General features: G+C 65.5%; 20 protein-coding genes. 13 read left to right on the forward strand and 7 right to left on the reverse strand.

Annotated elements, in window-relative coordinates:
- Nucleotides 1–76: 76 nt before the first annotated feature.
- On the reverse strand, nt 77–2,536 hold the full coding sequence (locus tag ATB98_RS01450; RefSeq protein WP_066868193.1) for an adenylate/guanylate cyclase domain-containing protein: 2,460 nt from the start codon (nt 2,534–2,536) through the stop codon (nt 77–79).
- Between the two features lie 85 nt (nt 2,537–2,621).
- Nucleotides 2,622–3,713, reverse strand: coding sequence for a branched-chain amino acid ABC transporter substrate-binding protein (locus ATB98_RS01455; RefSeq protein ID WP_066868195.1), 1,092 nt, complete (start codon nt 3,711–3,713; stop codon nt 2,622–2,624).
- A 200-nt stretch (nt 3,714–3,913) separates the two neighbouring features.
- On the opposite strand from ATB98_RS01455, the gene ATB98_RS01460 reads away from it, so the two are divergent.
- From ATB98_RS01460 to ATB98_RS01475, 4 genes are all read left to right on the forward strand, one after another.
- Complete coding sequence (locus ATB98_RS01460; protein ID WP_066868197.1) at nt 3,914–4,264, forward strand: antitoxin Xre/MbcA/ParS toxin-binding domain-containing protein; 351 nt, start codon at nt 3,914–3,916, stop codon at nt 4,262–4,264.
- Nucleotides 4,265–4,272: 8 nt separating this feature from the next.
- Nucleotides 4,273–4,773 (forward strand): RES family NAD+ phosphorylase, encoded by a 501-nt coding sequence (locus ATB98_RS01465; protein WP_066868230.1) that lies wholly within the window; start codon nt 4,273–4,275, stop codon nt 4,771–4,773.
- 205 nt (nt 4,774–4,978) lie between these two features.
- A complete protein-coding gene (gene hutC, locus ATB98_RS01470) occupies nt 4,979–5,686 on the forward strand; it encodes a histidine utilization repressor (RefSeq protein ID WP_084435193.1) in 708 nt (235 codons plus the stop codon).
- Nucleotides 5,687–5,876: 190 nt separating this feature from the next.
- The gene (locus ATB98_RS01475) at nt 5,877–7,838 is read left to right on the forward strand and encodes an elongation factor G (protein ID WP_066868198.1); all 1,962 of its coding nucleotides are present in this window, start codon (nt 5,877–5,879) and stop codon (nt 7,836–7,838) included.
- 93 nt (nt 7,839–7,931) lie between these two features.
- On the opposite strand, the gene ATB98_RS01480 is transcribed toward ATB98_RS01475, so the two are convergent.
- Nucleotides 7,932–8,342 carry a DUF2000 domain-containing protein gene (locus ATB98_RS01480; RefSeq protein WP_066868199.1) on the reverse strand — a complete coding sequence of 137 codons (411 nt, stop codon included), beginning with the start codon at nt 8,340–8,342 and terminating at the stop codon, nt 7,932–7,934.
- A 129-nt stretch (nt 8,343–8,471) separates the two neighbouring features.
- Between ATB98_RS01480 and ATB98_RS01485 the strand changes: the two genes are divergently transcribed.
- Nucleotides 8,472–8,954, forward strand: a complete 483-nt coding sequence (locus ATB98_RS01485; RefSeq protein ID WP_066868200.1) for an Lrp/AsnC family transcriptional regulator — start codon at nt 8,472–8,474, stop codon at nt 8,952–8,954.
- A gap of 4 nt (nt 8,955–8,958) precedes the next feature.
- On the opposite strand, the gene ATB98_RS01490 is transcribed toward ATB98_RS01485, so the two are convergent.
- Nucleotides 8,959–10,290 carry an NAD(P)/FAD-dependent oxidoreductase gene (locus ATB98_RS01490; RefSeq protein WP_066868201.1) on the reverse strand — a complete coding sequence of 444 codons (1,332 nt, stop codon included), beginning with the start codon at nt 10,288–10,290 and terminating at the stop codon, nt 8,959–8,961.
- A gap of 193 nt (nt 10,291–10,483) precedes the next feature.
- On the opposite strand from ATB98_RS01490, the gene ATB98_RS01495 reads away from it, so the two are divergent.
- On the forward strand, nt 10,484–10,894 hold the full coding sequence (locus ATB98_RS01495) for a hypothetical protein (RefSeq protein ID WP_066868234.1): 411 nt from the start codon (nt 10,484–10,486) through the stop codon (nt 10,892–10,894).
- A 79-nt stretch (nt 10,895–10,973) separates the two neighbouring features.
- On the opposite strand, the gene ATB98_RS01500 is transcribed toward ATB98_RS01495, so the two are convergent.
- Complete coding sequence (locus ATB98_RS01500) at nt 10,974–11,546, reverse strand: dioxygenase family protein (RefSeq protein WP_066868202.1); 573 nt, start codon at nt 11,544–11,546, stop codon at nt 10,974–10,976.
- A gap of 218 nt (nt 11,547–11,764) precedes the next feature.
- Between ATB98_RS01500 and ATB98_RS01505 the strand changes: the two genes are divergently transcribed.
- On the forward strand, nt 11,765–11,974 hold the full coding sequence (locus tag ATB98_RS01505) for a dodecin (protein ID WP_066868236.1): 210 nt from the start codon (nt 11,765–11,767) through the stop codon (nt 11,972–11,974).
- A 229-nt stretch (nt 11,975–12,203) separates the two neighbouring features.
- Here ATB98_RS01505 and ATB98_RS01510 read toward each other — a convergent pair whose 3' ends face one another.
- Complete coding sequence (locus ATB98_RS01510) at nt 12,204–13,232, reverse strand: alpha/beta fold hydrolase (protein ID WP_234781838.1); 1,029 nt, start codon at nt 13,230–13,232, stop codon at nt 12,204–12,206.
- Between the two features lie 179 nt (nt 13,233–13,411).
- Between ATB98_RS01510 and ATB98_RS01515 the strand changes: the two genes are divergently transcribed.
- From ATB98_RS01515 to ATB98_RS01540, 6 genes are all read left to right on the forward strand, one after another.
- Complete coding sequence (locus ATB98_RS01515; protein ID WP_234781840.1) at nt 13,412–14,380, forward strand: LacI family DNA-binding transcriptional regulator; 969 nt, start codon at nt 13,412–13,414, stop codon at nt 14,378–14,380.
- A 52-nt stretch (nt 14,381–14,432) separates the two neighbouring features.
- Complete coding sequence (locus ATB98_RS01520) at nt 14,433–15,668, forward strand: ABC transporter substrate-binding protein (RefSeq protein ID WP_066868242.1); 1,236 nt, start codon at nt 14,433–14,435, stop codon at nt 15,666–15,668.
- A 174-nt stretch (nt 15,669–15,842) separates the two neighbouring features.
- Nucleotides 15,843–16,760 (forward strand): carbohydrate ABC transporter permease, encoded by a 918-nt coding sequence (locus ATB98_RS01525; RefSeq protein WP_066868204.1) that lies wholly within the window; start codon nt 15,843–15,845, stop codon nt 16,758–16,760.
- A complete protein-coding gene (locus ATB98_RS01530; protein WP_066868206.1) occupies nt 16,757–17,620 on the forward strand; it encodes a carbohydrate ABC transporter permease in 864 nt (287 codons plus the stop codon). The genes ATB98_RS01525 and ATB98_RS01530 overlap by 4 nt, the downstream gene beginning before the upstream one ends.
- Before the next feature lie 23 nt (nt 17,621–17,643).
- A complete protein-coding gene (locus ATB98_RS01535) occupies nt 17,644–19,566 on the forward strand; it encodes a glycoside hydrolase family 127 protein (RefSeq protein WP_066868210.1) in 1,923 nt (640 codons plus the stop codon).
- Between the two features lie 12 nt (nt 19,567–19,578).
- Nucleotides 19,579–20,664 (forward strand): ABC transporter ATP-binding protein, encoded by a 1,086-nt coding sequence (locus tag ATB98_RS01540; protein ID WP_066868213.1) that lies wholly within the window; start codon nt 19,579–19,581, stop codon nt 20,662–20,664.
- Between the two features lie 92 nt (nt 20,665–20,756).
- Here the strand turns inward: ATB98_RS01540 and ATB98_RS01545 are convergent, their stop codons facing one another.
- Nucleotides 20,757–21,356, reverse strand: a complete 600-nt coding sequence (locus tag ATB98_RS01545) for a TetR/AcrR family transcriptional regulator (protein WP_066868215.1) — start codon at nt 21,354–21,356, stop codon at nt 20,757–20,759.
- Nucleotides 21,357–21,397 lie beyond the last annotated feature (41 nt).

A 21,397-nucleotide genomic window follows, 5' to 3' on the forward strand; every position in this document is an offset into this window, starting at 1 on the left:
ATCCTGCCGAAATCCGTCAAAAAATCGCACCCACCGCGATGGCTTGCGGTAACGCAACACGATTTTCAGCAGCCTGCTAGCGGCAAAGCCGGTCGAGTGTCTGGCGAAGGGCGGCAACCGCCTCTTCGCGCTCGCCGGTCGACATGAGTTCGGGCTCCGCCTCCAGTTTCAGGTGCGGCAGCTCCGTCCGAATCGCCTCGCAGTTCGGAGTGAGGTTTGCCGTGAAGTCGACGACCCGATAGGTGGCGACGGGATAGGCGATTCCCCGGACACGGATGCGGCCCATTTCCTCGCAGTGGATCAGGTCCTTCACCTGCGCGAAGGTCTCGTAGGAGATGAGCACGGTCCCGGGCGCGGCCTCCCGCTCGAGGCGTGCAGCAAGATTTACGGCGCCGCCGATGATCGTGTAATCCATCCGGTCTTCACTGCCGAAATTGCCGACCGTGCAGTAGTCGGTATGAATGCCGATCCGGCAACGCAGCGGGGTCTCGATGCCAATGCCGCGCCAGGCGTCGCCGAGCTCGTCCATTCGCTTCTGCATGGCAAGCGCCATGGAAACGCAGGCGACGGCATCCTCCCTTACGCCGCGGGTTTCGGGGTCGCCGAAGAACATCAAGATGGCGTCGCCGACATACTTGTCGACGGTGGCGCCGAAGGCGAGCGCGATCTTCGACATTTCCGTCAGGTACTGGTTGAGGAGCTGGGTCAGTTCCTCGGACTCCATCTTGTCGGTCGTCTCAGTGAATGCCGCGATATCGGAGAAGCAGATCGTCAGCTTCTTTCGCTGGCTTTCGATCCTGACGTCCTGCCGGCCGCTGAAGATCGAACTGTAGACCTGCGGCGCGAGATATTTGGCAAGCTTGGCGGAGAGCGTCTCGAGCGCCGTGGTTTTCTCGGAGAGATCCTGCTCGCGACGCTTCAGCTCGGTGATGTCCGAATAGACGGCAACCGTGCCGCCACCCGAAATCCGCCGCTCGCTGATCTGGATCCAGCGATCGGGGCCGCGTTGCTGGAGGATGGTCCCGGCCGGGTTGAGATGCGCCGCGACGCGCTCGGCGATCCATTGTTCCTCCCGGCCGATGGCGTCCTCTATCAGGCCGCGGTCAGCCGCAGCGCGGATGATTTCCTCGAACCGGGTTCCGGAGACGAGGGCCGTATCCATCCCCGGATAAAGGATCTCGCGATAGCGGCTGTTGCAGAGCACGAGCCGGTCTTCTCCGTCGTAAAGGGCGAAACCCTCCGAAATGCTCTCGATCGCGTCGATCAGGCGCTGGCGGGCTTCGGCGACGTCGCGCAGGTTCTTCACCTCGACCTCGATCGCGGTGTCGCGGAAAACGTGGAGCGCTTTGGCCATGCGGCCGATCTCGTCGGTGCCGGTCTCCGGCAGCGGTACGCGAAGATTGCCGGCGGCGATGGCGAGCATGCTGCGGCTGAGGCCTGCGAGACGGGCCAGCAGATTGCGATCGACATAGAGCCAGACGATCAGGATTGAACTCAGGAGACTGAGAAGTGCGGAGCCAAGGACGATGCCGGTTCCGAAGCTGCGAACGGCAGCGGCTTCGCGTCCCGCCGCGGCGATATCGGCGTTGGCCGCCGCCACGAGGCGGTCGACGGCAAGGGTGAGCTTGCGCGACAACTGCTCGTTCTCCGCCACCAGCCTTTCGCCCTCGGCCAGCACCGCAAGCTCTTCATTGCGCACGGCTGGAATACTTGTCGCGCCGTCGATCAGCGCCCTAAATTCGGCGACGAGCTGCTGGAATCGCTCGCGCAACTGCTCGTCGAATTCGGGCGTCACCGCCTCGATCGCCTCGACCGAGCGGCGCAACGGAAAGGAAAGCAAGGCCAGGTCGCCGGACGTTGGCGCGGCTGCCGCCTGCAGGAGCGTGTCGTTGATCGCGGCGATCTCCCGCTGCGCGGCCTGCTGCGGGAAATAGGCGGCGATCGCCCGCGCCAGGTCCGTCGTCGCCGCCGTCCGTGCCTCGGGCGTCGCGGTCGGATCGGCGGTGGCCGCGCGCCAGCGGGGTACCTTGGAGCTCATCACGAGAATAGCGGGCGCGACGAGCCGCTGGCTGGCGCTGGTGGTGGCCGACAAGCGTCGTATGAGCTCGTCCTTGCGGGCAGCCGCGGCGAGGCGGGCGGCCACAAGGCCATCGAGGGCGTTGAGGTTGCGCCGGAGACCGACCGCCGCATCTTCGATTTCGGCGACGATGGCGGAACTCAGCGTCGCGCCTTTCAAGGCCGCCAGCAGTTCTTCCAGACGCGCCATCTCGCTCCTGATCGCGGCCGAGACCTCGCTGTGCTGCGCCTTGCTGGTCGAAGCAAGGACGGCGGGGGCCGTGGCCGCGACGCGCTCGGCATGGCGGGAGAGTTCGAGCGAGGCGGTTGCGGATGGCACCCGGCGCTCTGTCACCCGTTCGAGCACCTGGCTGAGCTGGAGGAAGGCGTACAAGGCGCCTGCGGTCGCGAGCACGGCGAAGGCGCTGATCCCGAAGAAGGCGATGAGCAGCCGCCCGCGAATGCCGAGACGCTCAAACATCGCGACAACCCCTCGGCCCGGCCGATGCAGTCAACATGGTCCGCACAGTTCTTCTCAAGGGCGAGCCGCCGCGGTGAGCACCGGATCACTTCATCGGCACGTACTCGCCAGCCTTCCAAACGTACCACACCCAGTTCTGAACGGTGAGATCGCCCTTCTCGTCGAAGTCGATCCGGCCCAACACCGTGTCGAACTGATTTTGCCGCAGCGCCGCAATCACGCGCTCGAGCTCCAGTGAGCCGGCCTTGCCTACCGCCTGTGCCCAGACCTCGGCGGCGCCGTAGCTGTGCAGCGTCCAGGAATCCGGCTCGAAATTGTCGGCGCGGAAGCGCTCGACGACCCCCGCCGCCTCGGCATTGCGACGCGGGTCGGCGACAAAGGTGAAGAGCGTGCCCTCTGCCGCGGGACCGGCGATCAGGCCGAATTCCTCGGTTGCGGTATCGTCGCCGGAGATCATCTGGACCGGATAGGCCCGGTCGCGGGCGGCGCGAACCATGAGCGCCGCTTCCGTATGGTAGCCGCCCAGATAGAGCACCGCGATGCCCGTCGCCTGCAAGGCCGCGATCTCGGCCGAATAGTCGTCCTTCCCCGGTGCGTAGCTCCGGTAGATCGCTTCGCTCACCCCGCGCCGGTTCAACTGCTTTTTCGTTTCGTCGGCGAGACCCTTGCCGTAGGTCGTGCCGTCGTGAAGGACGGCGATCCTCTTGTCGCCCCAGTGGTCGGCCAGGTAGTTGCCGGCCTTGACGCCCTGGGCATCGTCGCGGCTGCAGACGCGGAAGACGTTGGCGCGCCCCTGTTCGGTCAGCTTCGGGTTGGTGGACGACGGCGAGATCTGCAGCACCCCCGCCTCCTCATAGATTTCGGAGGCCGGGATCGAGGCGCCGGAGCAATAATGCCCGATGACGAAAACCGCGCCGTCGGAGACGAGCTTCCTGGCCGCGGCAACCGCCTGCTCGGGATCACAATAATCGTCCGCGACGACCAGCCGAACCTGCTGGCCGAGGACGCCGCCGGCGCCATTGATCTCTGCCACGGCCATCTCCGCGCCGCGCCTCAACTGCGTGCCGGTCCAGGCGAGCTTTCCGGTCATCGGTCCAGCGACCCCGATCAGAACTTCCGCTTGGGCTTGGCATTGAAGCGCGAACAAGATGGCGACGGCAGCGAGCAGACGGCGCATCGGAGGTCCCCCCAGCTTCAGTTTACTCTCAAGGGAAGATCGCCGCCACTTCCCGTGATTGCAGATCGCGGCGTGCTGGTACCTTCACGTTGATCCCGACAGCGATCCCAACGCCACGCCGCGCGTCTCGCCTGATATCCCGCTTGAACCCCGCTATACCTGACGCTATATTGCGTCTATATCATCGGCAGGTGGGCATCATGGGTCTCGTCCAATACGCAGAGAACGGAATTTTCACCCCGCGCAAGATCGCCGAGGCCTTTCGGACGACCAGCGAGGAGGTCGCCCGCACGGCCGGTCTCGGCAAGGATGCGGTGCAGCGGAAGGATCGCGTGCGGTCCGACAAGACGCAACGGCGCCTGCGCGAGATGATCGAGGTCGTCAACAAGGTCGAGCCCCGCTTCGGTTCGGCCTTGATCGCCTATGCCTGGTACCGGTCCGAACCGCTGCCCGGCTTTTCCGGCCAGACGGCAATGCAGCTTGTCCGCTGCGGCCGGGCCGAAGAGGTGCTCGACTATGTCGACGCGGTCGACGCCGGCGTCCACGCCTGACCGTGGCGATCCGCTATGACGGAAAGCTCTATCGTGCGCTCAACCCCATCTACGCACGCGAGCCGCTCTCGGGCCGCGGCGCCGAGCTCTATGGCGGCCGCTTCAATCCGAAGGGCGTGCCGGCGCTCTATTGCTCGCTCTCGGTGATGGCCGCGCTCAGGGAAGCGAACCAGGTGGGAACCCTGCAGCCGACGACGCTCGTCTGCTACGATGCCGCGATCGAGCGTGTCTTCGATGGCCGCGACGAGGCGGCCCTTGCCGCCGAGGGCATGGACCCGGCGGCGCTCGCGGACGCCGGCTGGCGCGACCAGATGAAGGCCGCCAGGGGCGAGGCCGCGACGCAGGCCTTTGCCCGGCGGCTGATCGCCGCCGGCCATCACGGCCTGATCGTCAGGAGCTTCGCGCCGGGAGCGGCCGCGGATGACATCAATCTCGTGCTGTGGCGTTGGGGCGATGCGGCCCCATGCCGGCTGACCTTGATCGATGACGAGAAGCGCCTGTCGAGATAGCCACCCCTCCCAAGCGTTCGCCGGCGCTGCTGCATGTTTGCGAAATCAGAGTCGATCTTGGAAAATCGCGGGGCGCGGGCGCGAGGGCTGTCGCGGGGATAGGAATTAGGTAAGTTAAAGGATTGGTCAGAGCGAGGATCCCGCCATTTCCAGCAATCGTCCCTCCAACGAGGAAAACCGCCACACACAGCCTGAGGCGCAGCCCCTGTCGTTGCATCAGCGAATCCTGAGCGACGTGGAGGGACATATCCTGTCGGGCGATTGGCCGCCGGGTTACCGCATTCCCTTCGAGCATGAGCTGACGGAGCAATATCGCTGCTCGCGCATGACGGTGAACAAGGCGCTGACCGACCTCGTCAAGCGCGGGCTGATCGAGCGGCGGCGCAAGTCCGGCAGCTATGTCAGCTTTCCGCAGGTGCAGTCGGCGGTGATGGAGATCCACGACGTCAAGCGCGAGGTGCAGTCGCTCGGCCTCGATTATGCCTACCGCCTAGACGAGCGCAGCGTGCGCAAGATGAATTCCGGCGATTCCGGGCGCATCGACCTGCCGGCGTCGTCCTTGCTTCTCGATCTCACCTGCCGGCACTTTGCCGGCGGCCTCGTCTTCTGCCTCGAGGAACGGCTGATCAATCTTTCGGCGGTACCCGAGGCCGAGGCGGAGAGCTTCGATGCCGTCGCGCCGGGATCATGGCTGCTCGGCAAGGTGCCCTGGAGCACGGCGGAGCATCGCATCCGGGCCGTGGCGGCAAGCCGCCAGGCGGGCCAGGCGCTCGGGATCGCCACCGGCGCCGCCTGCCTCGTCATCGAGCGGCGGACCTGGAGCGGCGGCGCGCCGGTGACGAGCGTCCGGCTCACCTATCCCGGCGACCGCCACGAGCTCATCGCCGAGTTCGCACCGAGTGCGGCCGGTTAGAACGCTGCAATTGCCCCTGACCCTAGCCCTCTCCCCGCTCGCGGGATAGAAGGTCGCGGCAGCGGGATGAGGGGCGCATGAGCGCGTAAAAGCCCCGTTGCTCCAACAAAAAATGCAGCAATCTCTGGCGCTTTGCGTCGGCGAGGGGCATCCTGTCCTCAGTGTCATCCAGGCAGAGGGAGGAACGCCGATGCGCTGTTTTACTGTACTTGGTCCTTCGCAGATCGGAAAATCCACGCTCGTGGAAAGGTTGGGCTCGCTGGAAGGCGAGCCGAAAAAATCAGTTTCTCCATATGGCTTGGGAGTCACCGAATTCGAGTTCGGCGGTGAGGCGTGGTGCGCGCTCGACGTTCCGGGCAACAACGAAGCCTTGCCGCATGCGCAGAACGCGTTGCTGGCGAGCGACGCCTGCGTGCTCTGCGTTTCGGCGGTGGTCGACGAGGCCGTGCTTGCCGCCCCCTATTTGCGCGCGATCGAGGCGTCCGCGACGCCCTGCATCCTTTTCATCAACCGCATGGACGAGCCGCGCGGACGGATCAGGGACGTGGTCGCGGCGCTCCAGGACTATTGCAGCCGGCCGCTCGTCCTCAGGCAGATTCCCATCCGCGAGGGCGACAGGATCATCGGCAGTTGCGACCTGATCTCCGAGCGCGCCTGGCGCTATCGCGAGGGCCAGCCTTCCTCCCTGTTCGAGATTCCCGAAAGCACGGTGGAGCGTGAACATGAGGCGCGCGCCGAGCTCCTGGAGCATCTTTCCGAATTCGACGACTGGCTGCTCGAAGAACTCATTGAGGATCGCGAGCCGACGAGCGATGCGATCTACACGATTTCGACGCGGGTCCTGAGCGAGAACAAGATCATTCCGGTGCTGCTCGGCGCCGCCAGCCACAGCAACGGCGTCATGCGGCTGATGAAGGCGCTGCGCCATGAAGCGCCGCACGCCGATGCCTTGCGAAAGCGGCTTGCGGCCGGCGCGGGGATCGATGAGGCGACGCTCGCCGCGGTCAGCTTCCACGCCCATTTCCGCCAGAGCGTCGGCAAGACGGTCCTTGCCCGCGCGCTGCAGAACGGCGTCAAGCAGGGGGCCGCGCTTGGCGGTGCCGGGCTCGGGTCGGTGCAGGATCCCGCGACTGGCCGCGCCATCGCCTCGGGCGTCACAGAGGCGGGGCAGGTCTTCGCCGCCGTCAAATCCGACCATCTGTCCGTGCCGGCGCTGCTCACCTCCGGCGCGGTGGTCGGTCCGCCGGAGTGGACGACGCCGCCGACCCCGATGCTCGAGCGGATATTGGTGCCCGCGAGCGAGCGCGACGAAACCAAGCTTTCGGAGACACTGGGGAAGCTCTCCGAAACGGATCGTGGTCTCAAGGTCATGCAGGAGGAAGGCACCGGCGCCCAGCTCGTTTGCGCCCAGGGGCCCATGCACCTGCGCGAGCTTTGCCGGACCCTCGCCGACGTCTTTCATGTCGAGGTCAGCGATCGGCCCCCGAGCGCGATCTACCGCGAGACGATCTCGAAAACCTCTGAGGTGCATTACCGCCACCGCAAGCAGACCGGCGGCGCCGGCCAGTTCGCGGACGTCAAGCTCAGCGTTCACCCCAACGGCCGCGGCGAGGGCTTCTCCTTCGCCGAGACCGTCAAGGGCGGCGCGGTGCCGCGCAACTTCATTCCGGCGGTCGAGGCGGGCGCGCGCGAGGCGATGGAAAAGGGGCCGCTCGGCTTCCACGTCATCGATGTCGGCGTGCATCTGCACGACGGCCAGCACCACTCGGTCGACAGTTCCGAATATGCTTTCCGCACGGCCGGGAAGCTCGGCGTGCGCCAAGCGCTGTCGCAGGCGGCGGCCGTGCTGATGCAGCCGATCTTCCGGGTGGAGATCCACGTGCCGTCGATCTATTCCGGCGGGCTGGTGCCGATCGTGGCCTCGCTCAAGGGCCAGGTCCTGGGCTTCGACCGCGACGAGGCGGCGAAGGGTTGGGACATCTTCCGGGCCCTGATCCCCGGAGCCGCACTCGAGGAACTGGCGCGGTCGCTCCGCTCCGCAACGCAGGGCATCGGCTACTTTTCCAGGACCTTCGACCACTTCGAGGAGCTCTACGGCAAGGAAGCGCAGGCGATCGTCAGCGCGCACGGAGCGCACGCCAACGGCCAGTGACGGGGCTGCCGCAGCAGTTCGAGCGCTACAGCGCCGCGGGTCCGATGAGACCTGACGCCCGCAGCGCGTACGCCGCCAGATGCCGCGGGTTTTTTACCGCAGCAGCTTCAGCGAGCCGGTGAGCGACCTCACCCATTTCGACGGGCCGGCGATGCCCAATCCGTCGATCTCTTCTTCCGCAAGATCCCGGTCGGGAAAGGTCGCCTCGTAGTCGGCATAGGCATGAAGGGACCGCGCGAAGGCGGGAAAGGGCACGATCGCGCGGCTTTCGTCACCGGGCAGCGCCTTGAGGATCAGGGCGCGAAGGCCCGGCGCATCCGCCTGCAGGATCGGCACCGGCCGGTTCGCGCTGATGTCGATGGTGCGCGCCCTGCTGTCGGTGAGCTTTCGCCCGGCGAGCGCCGGCAGCCTCGCGCCGAGGCCGACCGCGCCGGCCGTGTTGGCGATGAGCCCGAGCGGCAGTTCGGGATTGACGATGATGGCGAGGCGGAGATCTTCGTGCATGGCGGCCTTCGGCGTTGGTTAGAGCCGAGGCAGGATAGCCGCCATCGCCGGAAATTTCCTACCTATCATTGCTTTGTTCGTGTCTGGTTTGGTAGAAGCTACCCATCAGCAATGTAATGCAGGTAGGATATGCCCGAGCTACTCGAGCCGATCGACATACGAATTCTGAGCGCCCTGCAGGACGATGGCCGCCTGACCAATCAGGCGCTCTCCGCCGAAGTGGGCCTTTCGACATCGCCCTGCTGGCGGCGGGTTCGTCAGTTGGAGGAGAGCGGCGTCATAAGCGGCTACACGGCGGTGCTGGACAGGCGGCGGATCGGTCTCGGTGTGCTGGCCTTCATAAAGGTGAAGATCGACAGCCACAGCGAAGCGGAAGCGGAGGCGTTCTCCGCGGACGTCTCGAAGCTCAAGGAGGTGGTCGCCTGCTACAGCATCGCCGGCGACGCGGACTTCCTGATGCAGGTCGTTTCGCCGGATCTCGACACCTATGCGCGTTTCGCCATGTCGATCCTGCGCCGTCTGCCGCGCATCAAGGAAATGCAGACGATGTTCGTCCTGACCGAAGTCAAGCCGTTCAAGGGCTTTCCGCTCGATGTCGCAACCGGCGCGTGAGACCTCAGAAATCGGCGACCTTGCCCCAGGCGGAAGCGCGGAAGCGCTGCGGATCGTAGGGGCGGGGATCGACCAGGGGTTCGGCGGCGGTGACGAGGTCGGCGATGAGACGTCCGGCGCCGGGGCCGATGCCGAAGCCGTGGCCGGAAAAGCCGGCGGCAAGGATGAAGCCGGGGATGGTTTCGACCTCGCCGATCGCAGGAACGCCATCCGGCGTGCTGTCGATGTAGCCGGCCCAGCGTGCCTGGATGGGCGCCCTGGCGAGCGCCGGCAGGAGCTCGCAGGCGCGCTGGTAGGTCTCGGCGACCTGGCGCTCGTTCGGGCGCGGATCGAGGATACGGTTGCGCTCCATCGGAGTCGGCCGGTCGAGCCGCCAGCGCTCGAGCGTCTCATGTCCGGCACACCAGCCCTGGAGCGTACCCGGCGCGAGGTTCCGCCAGCGCCGCGCGAACATCGGCAGGAATTCGCGCCAGAACCGTAACGTCTGCGGCGTCGGATCGAGCGCGCCGCGGCCGCTGATCGCCAGCGTATAGCCGCCGTCGCCGCGTCGCGTCACCGAGACCGGCGCCGTGTGCAGGGCATCCGGCAGGCCGCCGATACCGGGAGCGACGGAGAGGATGGAGGCGCGGACGGCGGCCTGCGGAAAGCGGATGCCGAGCTGGCGGCAGAAGGCCGACGCCCAGGCGCCGCCCGACATGATAGCGATCCTCGTGCGGATCGTCCCCTTTTCCGTGACGACGCCGGCGACGCGCCCCGCTTCGAGTTCGAGGCCGCGGGCGGCGCAGTTCTGATGGACGCTGCCGCCGAGAGCCGTGAGGGCGCGCGCGACGGCGGGCGCGGCGCGGGCCGGATCGGCGGTACCGTCGGAGGGAGAAAAGACGCCGCCTCTCCAGTTCTTGCCGGTGGCAGCGCCGCGTGCCGACGCCTCTTCGGCGGAAAGCATGTGCGTCGTCACGCCGGCGCCGCGGGCGAAGTCGCGCCAGGCCGCCCAGCCGGCAAGCTCCGCCTCGTCATTGCTGAGATAGAAGTGCCCGCAGCTGCGAAAGCCCGTGTCCTCGCCGCTTTCCGCGCCGAAGCGTTCCCAGAGGTCGAGGCTCTTGGTGGCCATCGGCAGTTCGCGTGCATCGCGGTTCTGCTGGCGGCACCAGCCCCAGTTGCGGCTCGACTGTTCGGCGCCGATCCGTCCCTTCTCGACGAGCGCGACGCTCAAGCCCTGTTGCGCGAGATAATAGGCGGCAAAGACGCCGACGATCCCGCCGCCGATGACGACGGCATCGGCCTCGGCCTCGGCCGGGAGAGGGGAATTCGTTGCGATGTGCTGAAGGGGCGCGCCCATTGCCTTTCTCCATTGTCATCGGGAATCTGCCACGAACATCGGCAAGTTGGACGCCGCAGAGCGGCCATTCCCGACATTTCATTTCGTGTGACGGGTGCGCGGCGGCAGAGCCTGCGTCAAGCACTGTTGCAGCACGCAGGGAACTCCGACGTCCCGACGGTCGTTTTTGTTCGAGACGAAGGAGGATCAGGCCATGGCACAGGAAAAGACAATTGGCTCAACCATACCGCGCGGTGTCGTCGACACGAGGAAGGGTACGGTCGGTACTCCCTACCAGGCGGACCTCGAAGAACAAGTCCGGTCGTTGCGTGAGCAGGTCAACAGCCTGACGGAAATGCTGTCGGATCTCGGCTACTCCTCGGGGAAGGCTATCGTCGGCACGGTCAGGGACACGGGCCGCAGGGCCGGGGAGATGGCACGCGAGCATCCTGCCTGGGCGGTGCTGGCCGTGGTCGGCCTCATGGGTCTCATCCTTGCGAGCACCGGCCGCCCCTATTGGTACGGCCGTCGCTCCTCGCGCGCCGAGGACATGATCTCCGACATCGAGGACCGGCTGAACGAACTCAAGGAGCGCTACTGGGCGAGCGGCTGGCGGCCCTGGTAGCCGTTGCCGGCGCGCCCTGTCTCTCGGCGGGCGCAGTCCGCCGCGTCGTTTCGCGGGGACATGTTCGGCCGACGCGCCCTCAGACGACGAAATCGAAGCGGCCGAATTTTCCGTCCGCGGTCGGCCGGATGTCGAGCAGCAATTCCGGCGCATAAAGGCGATCGCGGTCGTTCTCGGGCTCATTCGGAAAGAAGAGCTGGGTCGTCAGGATCGCGGCGCCCGGACGGCGCACCCTGAAGTGGTAATGACGGGTGCGGCCGGGATAGAGCGCCGGGACGACGGTGGCGAACCACCAGCGGCCGCGCTCGTCGGTCATCTGGTGGCCGCGCAGGCGGAAGCCGTCGTTGTCATAGGCGCCGGTTTCGTCCGCGTGCCAGATCTCGACGAGACTGTCGGCGACCGGCCGGCAGCGGGCATCGAGCACGTAGCCGGCGAGGGTGATGCGTTCGCCGTTCGGGGCGTCGCCGGCAAGCTCGTGCCTCAGCGGTGCCTCGGGCTTGTAGAACGGGCCCGCCGTTCGGGCGAGCGTCAGGTCGTGTTCGTCGCCGCAGGCGGGCGTCGGCGGCAGAAACTGGGCAGCGGCGCGGCCGGCGACAGGCAGGGTCGGCAGCGCCAGAAAGGCGGTCAACAGCGAACGTCGGGTCGGCAGCATGGCGGGCTCCTTTCACGCGGCATGAGGAGGGCGTCCGGCGCGGTCCTCCCGGGTCATAAGATAGGGCGTTCATGCCGACGGAACAGGGATTTCGCCGGCAAGCCGACCGGCGGGTAGCGCAGATTTCCCGCCATCGCGCTGGCGGTTCACGCGCAACGGGGGCATCATCGTTGCCAGCGGCGATGGCAATCGCCGCCACAACCCTTCAGGAGGAAACCGTGAGCGGGCATATCTATAAGAAGGTAGAGCTGATCGGAAGTTCGCCGGTCTCGATCAACGAGGCCATCGAAGCGGCCATCGACCGCGCCTCCAGGACCATGCGCAATCTCGACTGGTTCGAGGTATCCGAAATTCGCGGGCAGATCGCGAATGGCAAGGTCGCGCATTACCAGGTGGTGATGAAGGTGGGCTTCCGGATCGAGGAATGACGCCCCGGCGCATGAGCCTCACCGCTTACAATCCCTCTTCCCGCTCGCGGGGAGAGGCATTCGGTGCGGGCCGGATGTGAGCCAGGATCAAGGAGAGGTCGGACCGCTTCGTCGCTACGCAGACGGGCCGGCGCGGCCAGCCCCCGCAACCTCAAAAGCATCGGCCCGAAGACCCGCATCAGGGACGCGGCGCGCCTGTTATTCGAGCGTTGCGATCCCGTTCTCGCGCTCAATCCCGCTGCAGGAAGTGCAGGATGTCGTCGCTGAACCGGTCTGGATCCTGGATCAGCGAGAAATGGCCGACCTCCGGTTGGATCAGCAGGCCGGACCATGGAATATGGTTCGCGATGAACAGCGTGTCCTCGCGCGTGACGACGTCGTCATGGTCGCCATCGACCACCCAGACGGGAACGCGAATACTGCCCAGAGCCTCTGCCGTGAGGTCTGGTTGCGATGTCCACATCTTGTTCAGCTCGGCGTAGAAGTCCTTGTATCCGTCCGGTGTGGCAGACAGTTTTTCGTACTCGCGCTCTGTCCTAAGCTCATACTCTTTGAAAGTCTTGCTCTTGGATAGATCGGCGAGACCCGATGGCTTACTGTTCGGCGCGAAGGCGAAGAGCTTGCGGACGCGTGCAGGTTTGTCGATCGCAAGCTTGAGGCCAATGATAGCGCCGTCGCTCCAACCAATAATGGCGGCCTTCGGCAGCTTGAGGAAATCCATCAGCGCCACGACGTCGGATGCCATGAGGTCGTAGCTGTACGGCTGGCCATCGCGGGTGCTGCGCCCGTGGCCGCGGCTGTCCACGACGATGACCTGGTAGGATCCGGCGAGCGCGGGAATCTGGTTGCCCCAATAGTTGGAATTGCCGAGCCCGCCGTGGAGCATGATGACGGGATCGCCGCTGCCATAGACGGCATACCAGATCTTGACGCCGTTGATCGGTGCCTCTCCCTCGTGGCCCCCGGCGGGAAGTTCGGGCGTGTCCGGCAGCGCCTGCCATCGCGGCTCCGCCATTGCCGTGCCGAGCGCGACAAGGCTGGCACTCAACGTGCAAATGATTTTTATTCCCCAATGCTTGCAAAGGCCCGGTTGGGTCGGCCCTTCTTTTCTCACCATCGTTCCCTCGCATACGCCCCCGCCTGCATGGTGCTCCGAAGCGGCGAAGTTTTCAATATATGTCATCAACCCTGAGTTGGCATCACCCTCGGGGGTGAAGGTCGCGCCCGAACGTTCATTTCCGCTTGCGATGTCGATCACGGCGCGCCGCGTCCGAACGCGATATCCGGGCAATCATCATATTTTTCTTGAGAAAACCTTTTCTCATATTGACTCACGAGGTGAGAAAAGGTTTTCTCACTCTCAATTCTCGGGAGGAGGCGAAACTGAGCGCTCGGCGTAGCAAAGGGCATCGTGTCACCATTCACGATCTGGCGAGGATCGCCGGCGTCAGCGTCTCGACCGTGTCGAAGGCGCTCAACGGCAACGGCCGCATGGCCGCCGACACGCGCGAGCGCATCAAGAGCCTGGCAGCAGAGATCGGTTTCAGGCCGAATGCGCTGGCGCGGGGGCTCCTGAGCAACCGCAGTTTTACAGTCGGCCTCCTGACCAACGATACCTATGGCCGTTTCACACTGCCGGTCATGGCCGGCATTTCCGAGGCGCTGGTTGACCATGGGGTATCGGTGTTCCTCTGCGCGATCGAGGACGATCCGGAACTCGGCAAGGTTCATGTCGACGCCATGCTGGACAAGCAGGTGGACGGCATCATCGCGACAGGCAAGCGGGTCGACAGATCTCTCCCGGTCGATCTCGCTGGCCTGCCGGTGCCGGTCGTCTATGCCTTCACCGAGGGCGAGGCCGGCAGCGTGACGCTGACGGCGGACGATCGTCATGGCGCGAGGCTTGCGACCGAGTGGCTGCAGCGGATCGGCCGCAAGCGGCTGGTGCACATAACCGGTCCGCGGGAATTCGCCTCCGCCGTCGAGCGCGCCGAGGCGTTCCGCGAGGTCGCGGGCAGCGCTGCGCCGGTCCTTCACGGCGTCTGGTCGGAGGCCTGGGGCCACGCGGCGGTCGACCGGCTCTGGAACGAGGGCGGCGGGAAGCCCGACGGCATCTTCTGCGGCAACGACCAGATCGCCCGCGGCGTCGTCGACGCCCTGCGCGAGCGCGGCGCGAAAGTGCCGGAGGATGTTTCGGTCATCGGTTTCGACAACTGGGAAATCATGGCGGCGCAGACGCGGCCACCGCTGACGACCGTCGACATGAACTTGAAGGAACTCGGCCGCGAGGCGGGGCTGATGGTGCTCGCGCTTGCGGAGGGGCGGACGGTCGAGCCGGGTTTGCGCAAGCTGCCCTGCAAGCTGGTCATACGTGAATCCTGCGGAGGCGGGGACCGAAGGGATTGATCGAGGAGGAAGGGGTGTGCCGCCGGCGACCCCGCGTTTGGGAGGAATGCGCATGTTGAAGAAGCTACTGGCCGCCACGGCCCTGATTTCGGCCGGCATGATCTCGACCGCATCGGCCGAGACGATCGCCATGTGGGTGCGCTCGGGCATAGGCGACTCCTTCAAGGAGGTGGTGAAGGCCTACAATGCCGGTCACGAGAACAAGGTCGAACTGACCGAGGTGCCCTTCGCCGAACTCGTGCAGAAATATGCGACCGCGATCGCCGGCGGCCAGGCGCCGGACGCACTGTCGCTCGACCTGATCTACACGCCCGCTTTCGCCGCCGCCGGCCAGCTCGAGGATCTCAGCGACTGGGCGAAATCGCTCTCCTATTTTAATTCGCTCTCGCCCTCGCATGTGAAGCTCGGCACCTATGAGGACAGGATCTACGGCCTGCCGCTCTCGGTCGAGACCTCGATCTTCGCCTGGAACAAGGATCTCTACAAGAAGGCCGGCCTCGATCCGGAAAAGGCGCCGAAGACCTGGGAGGAGATCACCGCCAATGCCGAGAAGATCCGCGCGCTCGGCGGCGACACCTACGGCTTCTACTTCTCCGGCGGCAGCTGCGGCGGCTGCATGATCTTCACCTTCACACCGCTCACCTGGGGTGCGGGCGCCGACATCCTCTCGGCGGACGGCAAGACGGCGACGCTCGATACGCCTCAGATGCGCAAGGCCGTCGACATCTACCGCAACATGGTCAAGAAGGATCTGGTGCCTGCGGGTGCGGCGAGCGACAACGGCGTCAATTTCCTGAGCTTCACCAACGGCAAGATCGGCCAGCAGAGCATCGGCGCCTTCGCGATCGGCACGCTGGTGACGCAGCATCCGGAGATCAACTTCGGCGTGACGCTGATCCCCGGCGTCGACGGCAAGCCGTCGTCCTTTGCCGGCGGCGACAACTTCGTCGTCACCAAGGGCACGCCGAGGCTCGCCGAGGTCAAGGAGTTCCTCGAATATACCTATTCGCTGGAAGGCCAGAAGATCATGGCGAAATACGGCAGCCTGCCGACCCGCGGCGATATCGCCAACGAGGTGCTCGAAGGCCTCGATCCGCGCCTCAAGGTGGGCATGGAGGCGATCGCCGTCGCCAAGACGCCCTACACGCTGCAGTTCAACGACCTGATCAACAGCGCCAACGGCCCCTGGGCGACCTTCACCAATGCCGCGATCTACGGCGATGACGTCGACGGCGCCTTCGCGAATGCGCAGGCCGAGATGCAGTCGATCATCGACGCCGGGCAATAAGGTCGGTGGGCGGGATTGTTGAAAGGCGGGTGGTGATGCCTCCCTCTGCCCTGCCCGGCAGGGCAGAGGGGGGTGCCATCCTAAGATGCCGCTCCCCCGACCCCGACCCATTCCAGCTCCCGCAACGGCAGACGCCCTTCCGCCATCACCCCGCCTTCACTCAAAAGTGCATCCATGACAACGGCAGCTCTCCCCCCGACCACGCGCCGACGCCGCCCGCAGCGGCGGTCCGGATGGCGCGGACTGCTCTACATCGCGCCGGTCATGGCGCTCGTCACCCTCTTCTTCGTGCTGCCCGTGCTCTTCACGGTGTGGATGAGCCTGCACAAATGGCCGCTGCTCGGCGCGCCGACCTGGATCGGCCTCGGCAATTATGCGCGGATGTTCACCGATGCGCGGTTCTTCAACGCCCTCGGCTTCACCGCCCATTACACGCTGATCGTCACCATCGCCATTTTCGCGGTCGCCTTTCCGCTGGCGATCTTCGTCGAGAAAGAGAGGCCCCTCGTCTCGGCCTATCGCACCATCATTTTCCTGCCGGTCGTCGTCGGCCTGGCGTCGGCGTCGCTGCTCTGGGTCTGGCTTGCCAATGTCGACAGCGGGCTCTTCGCGCCGCTCTTCGAGATGCTGGGCCTGACCTCCGGGCGGATCAACCTGCTCGCCAGGTTCGACACGGCCTTCCTGACGATCATCGTCATGGTGGTGTGGAAGATCGCCGGCTTCACCATGATCATCCTCCTGACCGGGCTCCAGGCGATCCCGACCGAACTGACCGAGGCGGCCCGCATCGACGGCGCGGGACGCTGGCAGCGCTTCCTTCACCTGACGCTGCCCCTGATGCGGCGGACGATGGCGCTTGCGCTGATCCTCTCTGTCACCGGCTCGATCCTCGCCTTCGACCAGTTCTACATCATGACCAGCGGCGGGCCGCAGAACCGGATGATCTCGGTCGTCTACTACATCTTCAACCAGTCCTTCGTGTCCTTCAATCTCGGCTACGGCGCTGCACTGTCGATCGCGCTGCTCCTGATCCTCGTCACGCTCAGCGTCGTCCAGCTCTGGCTGCTCAAGGTGGGGGAGGAACGCCCATGAGGACGCGTCGCGAAATCCGCGCCCGCAAGGCGCTTTGGGACAGGATCGCCTATCACGGCATCGGTATCGGCACCGCCTTCTTCTTCCTGGCGCCCTTCGCCGTGATGTTCTTCTCCTCCTTCCGGCCGAACAGCGACTCCGGCTCGCCGCCGATCCCGCCATGGCCGCGCTCGGGGATGAGCTTCGATGCCTACCGCGCGCTCGATACCTTCGGCGCCGGCATCGGGCAGCACATGTTCAATTCGCTGACCGTCTCGATCGGTACGGTCCTTTTGACGGTCGCGGTCAGCGTCCTCGCCGGCTACGGCTTCTCGCGCTACCGCTTCGCCTTCAAGAACGTGCTTTTCGTCCTGATCATCGCGACGCTGATGATCCCCTTCCAGTCGATCCTGACGCCGCTCTTCATCATCCTGGCGCGGCTGGGGCTCAACAATTCGCTCGTCGGGCTGATGCTCGTCTATGTGACGCTGCAGCTTCCCTTCTCCGTCTTCATGATGCGCAACGCCTTCGACGCGGTGCCGAAGGAGATCGAGGAGGCGGCGCGCATCGACGGCGCACGCGACCTGAAGCTGCTCGTCAGGGTGCTTCTGCCGCTGGTGATGCCGGGGATCGCGACCGTGTCGATCTTCGCCTTCCTCAACGCCTGGAACGAGTTCTTCGCCGCGCTGGTGCTCCTGTCCAGCAACGACAACTACACGCTGCCGGTGCTGATGACCGCCGTGCGCGCCGGCCGGCTCGGCGCCATCAACTGGGGGGCGGTGCAGGCCGGCGTCGCGGTGATGGTGGTGCCCTGCCTCTTCGTCTTCCTTCTGCTGCAACGCTACTACATGCGCGGGCTGATGGCCGGCGCCGTCAAATGATCTCCAAGAGTGAAAGTGATCCCATGAGCAAGACCATGAAAGATCGTCAGTTCCGCCCCGTCGCCGTTCCCGATGTCGAGCTCGGCGGCTTCTGGGGCAAATGGCAGGATGCCGTCTGCCAATCCACCGCCGAGACCCTGCTCGATCGCTGCGTCGAGGCCGGGATGGTGAGGGCGATCGACGTCAGCCAGCCGAGCCCCGGCATCGTCATTCCCATCCAGCCCTGGGGCGGCACGACGCAGATGTTCTGGGATTCCGACCTCGGCAAGTCGATCGAGACGATCGCCTATTCGCTCTATCGCCGCCCCAACCCGGACCTCGAGGCCCGCGCCGACCGGATCATCGACATGTATGAGAAGCTGCAGGACAAGGACGGCTACCTCAATGCCTGGTTCCAGCGCGTGCAGCCGGACCACCGCTGGAAGAACCTGCGCGATCATCACGAGCTCTATTGCGCCGGCCATCTGATCGAGGCCGCCGTCGCCTATTACCAGGCAACCGGCAAGCGCAAGCTGCTCGACATCATGTGCCGCTTTGCCGACTACATGATTACCGTCTTCGGCCATGGCGAAGGCCAGATCCCCGGCTATTGCGGCCATGAGGAGATCGAGCTCGCCCTCGTCAAGCTCGCCCGCGTCACCGGCGAGAAGAAGTATCTCGACCTGTCAAAGTTCTTCATCGACGAGCGCGGCACCGAGCCGCATTTCTTCACCGAGGAAGCGCGACGCGACGGCCGCGATCCGGCGAACTTCATTCAGAAGACCTACGAATACGGCCAGGCGCACCAGCCCGTGCGGGAGCAGAAGAAGGTGGTGGGGCACGCCGTGCGCGCCATGTACCTCTATTCCGGCATGGCCGACATCGCCACCGAATACAAGGACGACAGCCTGACGGCGGCGCTGGAGGCGCTGTGGGACGACCTCACCACGAAGCAGATGTACATCACCGGCGGCATCGGGCCAGCCGCCTCGAACGAGGGGTTCACCGACTATTACGATCTCCCGAACGACACAGCCTATGCCGAGACCTGCGCCTCGGTCGGCCTCGTCTTCTGGGCGAGCCGGATGCTCGGCCGCGGGCCCGATCGCCGCTATGCCGATGTCATGGAACAGGCGCTTTACAACGGCGCGCTGCCGGGCCTTGCGATCGACGGCAAGGCCTTCTTCTACGACAACCCGCTCGAAAGCGCCGGCAAGCACCATCGCTGGAAGTGGCACCATTGCCCCTGCTGCCCGCCGAACATCGCCCGCCTCGTCACCTCCATCGGCTCCTACATGTATGCCGTCGCCGAGGATGAGGTCGCCGTCCACCTCTATGGCGAGAGCACGGCGCGGATGAAGCTCGCGGACGGCACCAGGGTCGAGCTCAGGCAGATGACCAACTATCCCTGGGAGGGAGCGGTCGCCTTCACGGCGAAGCCCGAGAGGCCGGCGCGGTTTGCGCTGTCGCTGCGCATACCGGAATGGGCGAAGGGCGCGAGCCTCAGCGTCAACGGCGCGAGGCTCGATCTTTCGGCCAGTGTCATCGACGGCTATGCCCGCATCGAGCGCGAATGGGCCGACGGCGACCGCATCGAGCTCGACCTGCCGCTCGAGCTGCGGCCGCAATATGCCAATCCGAAGGTCCGGCAGGATGCCGGGCGCGTCGCGCTGATGCGCGGGCCGCTCGTCTATTGCGTCGAGGCAACCGACAACGGCGAGGACCTGAACGCGATCGTTCTTCCCCGCAATCTTCCGGCCGCCGGGACGACGGTGCTCGAGGACCTGAACGGCGCCGTCGCCATCGATCTCGCGGTCGAGCGCGAAGACGCGCAGAACTGGGGCAAGCCGCTCTATCGCGACGAGCCGGCCGGGCGCAGGCCTCACAAGGCGCGCTTCGTGCCCTATCATCTCTGGGACAACCGGGCGCCGGGCGAAATGCTCGTCTGGATGCAGGTGGACAGGTAGGCGATCTCAAGCATGGCGAACGGTACCAGCAACAGGAGCGTCGTGCTCAACGGCGTGCGCAAGAGCTACGGCGCGCTTGAGGTGATCCATGGCATCGACCTGACGATCGAGGAGGGCGATTTCGTCGTCTTCGTCGGCCCGTCCGGCTGCGGAAAGTCGACGCTGCTGCGCATGATCGCCGGGCTCGAGGAGGTAACGGATGGCGAGATCGCGATCAAGGGCAGGGACGTGACCGATCTCGACCCCTCCGAACGCGGGATTGCCATGGTCTTCCAGTCCTATGCGCTCTATCCGCACATGAGCGTGCGCGACAATCTCGCCTTCGGGCTCAAGATGGCGCGCACGGACAAGGCCGATATCGACAAGCGCGTGGCACAGGCCTCCGCCATCCTCAAGATCGACCATCTGCTCGACCGTCGACCCGGCCAGCTTTCCGGCGGCCAGCGCCAGCGCGTGGCGATCGGCCGGGCGATCGTGCGCAAGCCCGACGTCTTCCTGTTCGACGAGCCGCTCTCCAACCTCGACGCGGAGCTGCGCGTCTCGATGCGCATCGAGATCGCCCGGCTCCACCGCGAGCTCGGCAACACGATGATCTATGTCACCCACGACCAGACGGAAGCGATGACGCTCGCCGACAAGATCGTCGTGCTCAGGGACGGCCGGATCGAGCAGGCCGGCAGCCCCCGCGACGTCTATGAAGACCCGGAAAACATGTTCGTGGCGGGCTTCATCGGTTCGCCGCGCATGAATTTCCTCGAGGCCGAATGGCTGGGCGAGGGAACGATCCGGGTCGGCAAGGCGACGATGCGGGCGGCGATCGACGGCACCGGCCTGGCGCCCGGCGATCGCCTGCTCCTCGGCATCAGGCCGGAGCACATGACGGCGGCGGAACCGGGTCCGGAACGGATCACGGCCGAGGTCGAGTTCTCTGAATATCTTGGCGGCACGCGTTATCTCTATTGTCAGATCGAGGACGGGCAGAGCATTGTCGTCGAGCAGCGCGAAGGGCGGGACTGGAAAGCCGGTGACAAGCTCTCTTTCGCGGTGCCCGAGGACCGCAGGCGCTTCTTCGCCAAGGACGGCCGACGCCTGCGGTAGACCACAGCCGGGCGATCCTGCAGCAGAAGCCTACGCCACTTCCGGCACACGAGCGATGACCTTGGTCTCGAAATCGAAGCCGGCCAGCCAGTTCACGATGACCGAGCGGCGGCAATCAGCGCATGCGCGGTTCGCTGCAGGAGTGGAGTGGCTTCCTCCGCTTCGAGAACCTGCGAACTGACGAAGGCGCCGTTGATGAGCAATGCGAGCTGACCGGCAAGTTCGTCCGGGCGGCGAGCGCTCAGCCGCTCGGCGATCCCTTTCAGGCGACGCCTCAGTTCGCGCTTGTGCGCGGCCGCGACCCGGCGGGCGGGGTGGTCGGCTTCCGGGAACTCCGCAGCAACGTTGATCTGCGGGCAGCCGCGATAGTTCGGCCGCCCGACCCGCTCGCCGATCCATTCCAGGTGCGCGTCGAGTTCGGCTTCGGCATCATCCACGTGCTTTTCGGCCACGCGGCCCCACGTGCCCCAGAAATCCTCGTCCTCGCGGGCGAGAAAAGCGGCGACCAGGTCGTCCTTCGTGCCGAAATGGCGATAGAGACTGGTCTTGGCGACCCCTGCCTCGGCGACCACGAGGTCAACACCCACGGCGCGCACGCCGCGCTCATAGAAGAGGGTCGAGGCGGTTTCGAGGATCCTGTCCCTCACGTCGACAGCATCGTGGTCATTCGGTTTGGCCGCGCTTTTCGTCATCCTTCACCTCCGGAGTCCGGAATCTAACACAAGCATGCTTG

The sequence above is a fragment of the Sinorhizobium saheli genome (genome assembly GCF_001651875.1).
Lineage (GTDB): Bacteria > Pseudomonadota > Alphaproteobacteria > Rhizobiales > Rhizobiaceae > Sinorhizobium > Sinorhizobium saheli.

Bases quoted from the DNA above. Each gene is read 5' to 3' on its own strand.
- ATB98_RS01540 (WP_066868213.1), top strand. From the start codon at position 19,579: ATGGCGAACGGTACCAGCAACAGGAGCGTCGTGCTCAACGGCGTGCGC.
- ATB98_RS01530 (WP_066868206.1), top strand. From the start codon at position 16,757: ATGAGGACGCGTCGCGAAATCCGCGCCCGCAAGGCGCTTTGGGACAGG.
- ATB98_RS01525 (WP_066868204.1), top strand. From the start codon at position 15,843: ATGACAACGGCAGCTCTCCCCCCGACCACGCGCCGACGCCGCCCGCAG.
- ATB98_RS01490 (WP_066868201.1), bottom strand. From the start codon at position 10,290: ATGGGCGCGCCCCTTCAGCACATCGCAACGAATTCCCCTCTCCCGGCC.
- ATB98_RS01480 (WP_066868199.1), bottom strand. From the start codon at position 8,342: ATGCACGAAGATCTCCGCCTCGCCATCATCGTCAATCCCGAACTGCCG.
- ATB98_RS01520 (WP_066868242.1), top strand. From the start codon at position 14,433: ATGTTGAAGAAGCTACTGGCCGCCACGGCCCTGATTTCGGCCGGCATG.
- ATB98_RS01545 (WP_066868215.1), bottom strand. From the start codon at position 21,356: ATGACGAAAAGCGCGGCCAAACCGAATGACCACGATGCTGTCGACGTG.
- ATB98_RS01450 (WP_066868193.1), bottom strand. From the start codon at position 2,536: ATGTTTGAGCGTCTCGGCATTCGCGGGCGGCTGCTCATCGCCTTCTTC.
- ATB98_RS01500 (WP_066868202.1), bottom strand. From the start codon at position 11,546: ATGCTGCCGACCCGACGTTCGCTGTTGACCGCCTTTCTGGCGCTGCCG.
- ATB98_RS01535 (WP_066868210.1), top strand. From the start codon at position 17,644: ATGAGCAAGACCATGAAAGATCGTCAGTTCCGCCCCGTCGCCGTTCCC.
- ATB98_RS01460 (WP_066868197.1), top strand. From the start codon at position 3,914: ATGGGTCTCGTCCAATACGCAGAGAACGGAATTTTCACCCCGCGCAAG.
- ATB98_RS01455 (WP_066868195.1), bottom strand. From the start codon at position 3,713: ATGCGCCGTCTGCTCGCTGCCGTCGCCATCTTGTTCGCGCTTCAATGC.
- ATB98_RS01485 (WP_066868200.1), top strand. From the start codon at position 8,472: ATGCCCGAGCTACTCGAGCCGATCGACATACGAATTCTGAGCGCCCTG.
- ATB98_RS01475 (WP_066868198.1), top strand. From the start codon at position 5,877: ATGCGCTGTTTTACTGTACTTGGTCCTTCGCAGATCGGAAAATCCACG.
- ATB98_RS01495 (WP_066868234.1), top strand. From the start codon at position 10,484: ATGGCACAGGAAAAGACAATTGGCTCAACCATACCGCGCGGTGTCGTC.